A 2,281-nucleotide genomic window follows, 5' to 3' on the forward strand; every position below is an offset into this window, starting at 1 on the left:
ATAACCAACTGGCGATGTTATTCACGCTGGCCAACCTGTTTCGGGCGGACCAAATGATACGTCAGTGGGAGAGATCTCACTAAAAACTGGGAATAACGCCTTAAATGGCGAAGAAACGGTCTAAATAGGCTGATTCAAGGCATTTACGGGAGAAAAAATCGGCTCAAACATGAAGAAATGAAATGACTGCGTCAGCCGAGAAGAATTTCCCCGCTTATTCGCAGCTTCCATAAAAGCGATTCCACAAATAGAACGCTTTATAAATGAAGAGAAACATTTCAGAGATAGAGTTCACCTAAAAAATCTAGCAAGTGCAGAATCAATAAATAATTTGGATGATGATAACTTTGGTGTAATTGCTGCATTCTCGATAAATTCTGACAACCATGAATCTATAATGGATAATGCTCTTAATAGTATCTGTAACTCAAGTTTATCCAAAGGTGCCACTGCAATATATTTAGTAGGTGTGATATGTTCAGCATAAAAAATATTAAAGAGTCAAGCAGTCCAGAAGATGACCTACTTAAATTAATTGGGAAATTACACTCTGATGGCCCCATAGATAACAACATAATAGAAAACATAACTTACTATAAAATTTTCCACCCAGATACATTCACATTTTATGAAGAGAAAATAATTTCTACCCTAGGCCTATTTTATAAAAATGCAGAGCCAAAAAATTTATACTCCTTCATCCTATCTAGCATTGGACATAACCACAAAAAAAGATTTGGTGAATACCTTACTCCCGTTCAAGCTAGTGTTAGAACAGCAGTAGAAAGCAAACAGTTTGTGTCTATATCCGCACCAACAAGTGCAGGAAAATCATTTTCTATTCGAGATTATATTTTTGATCTTCAAGGTGACTGTGTCATTATCGTTCCATCTCGTGCATTAATTGCAGAATATATAAAAACAATGCGAGATAAGTTTAAAGATGATAAGAGTGTTATGATTTCATCTTTTGTTGATTATGTATTTACAAAAAGACAGCTAAGGCGAATATTCATTTTAACTCCTGAAAGAGCTAGGGAATTATTTACATCAAATATGAACCTAAATATATCTTTATTCTTTTTTGATGAAGCTCAAGTTTCAGAAGAAAAAGAACGTGGAGTTATATTTGATGTATTAGTTAGACGGATACAAAAGCATTATCCAGAGGCAAAATTAATTTTTGCACATCCATTTGTTGATAATCCAGGAGCTCAATTCAAAAAACATTCTATAAATGAAATAAGTTCATACTCAAGATCTTACCCTCACAACACCGTAGGGAAAATATTTGTTTTTGGCCATAAAAACCGCAAAGACTATTATTTTTCACCTTACATAGAAAAAGGTCATCGTCTAAATAATTGCATTGAGTTGGATAGTGATTTTGAAAGATTTGCGTTTGATGGTAAAAAATCAGTTCTAGTCTTTGTATCGAAAGCATCTCTTTATCGTGGTGACTTCCTTGATAGCTTTAAGAAATTTGTTGACCATTACGATAAAATAACAAATAAAAGAGCGTTGGAAATAGTTAAGGAGGTAGAAAATGTTCTGGGAGCAAATGACAACAATCATAAATCCAAGCTGGTTGAATTATTAAGGATTGGGGTTGTTATTCATCATGGTTCAGTTCCACTGAATGTAAGATTCTTGATTGAAGATTTCATTAGGGAAGGATTTGCTAAAATTTGTTTCGCGACTAGTACTTTAGCTCAAGGTATAAACATGCCATTTGATATTGTCTGGTTAGATAATATGAGGATGCAAGGTGAATCTGAAGAAGACAAATCTTTAGCATTCAAGAACCTAATTGGCAGAAGTGGCAGACTTTCAAAAAAACCTACTTTTGACTTTGGCTTTGTTTATACAAACAATGCCAAACTCTTATCTTCTAGAGTTAACAGCTCTTACCATCTATCAGAAACCTCTCTATTGGAATCAGATGCTGACGAATTTACAGATGAAAAAGAGCTGGTCTCATCAATAATCGACGGAACTTTCAATGAAGATATTAATCTACCTCAAACAAAGATAGAGCGACTATCTAATGAACATACTTTCAATATAATCAAACAAATTCTCGATTTAATTTATGGTGATGAGTTTGGTAAAAAATTATTTGGTCATGATAACAAAGGAAACCGAGACATCGTCAGAAAAAACCTACGCCTCATATATGAGGCCTCACTAAATAGCTGTTCCGAATAGTAGATCACCGGAGGAAGGGAACTCAGTCCAGTTTGTGCGATCTGATTAGTCGCTAAACAAAACAAGCCACACC

General features: G+C 34.5%; 1 protein-coding gene. It reads left to right on the forward strand.

Annotation, left to right across the window (positions count from 1 at the left end; all coding sequences use genetic code 11):
• The first annotated feature begins 474 nt into the window (after positions 1-474).
• Positions 475-2,208, forward strand: a complete 1,734-nt coding sequence (locus tag AB5Y50_RS09720; RefSeq protein WP_368162732.1) for a DEAD/DEAH box helicase — start codon at positions 475-477, stop codon at positions 2,206-2,208.
• Positions 2,209-2,281: the final 73 nt, after the last annotated feature.

The organism is Aeromonas sp. s6, assembly GCF_040907815.1.
GTDB classification, from domain to species: domain Bacteria; phylum Pseudomonadota; class Gammaproteobacteria; order Enterobacterales; family Aeromonadaceae; genus Aeromonas; species Aeromonas caviae.

Coding starts and splice junctions, on each gene's coding strand:
- AB5Y50_RS09720 (WP_368162732.1), top strand. CDS start 475: ATGTTCAGCATAAAAAATATTAAAGAGTCAAGCAGTCCAGAAGATGAC.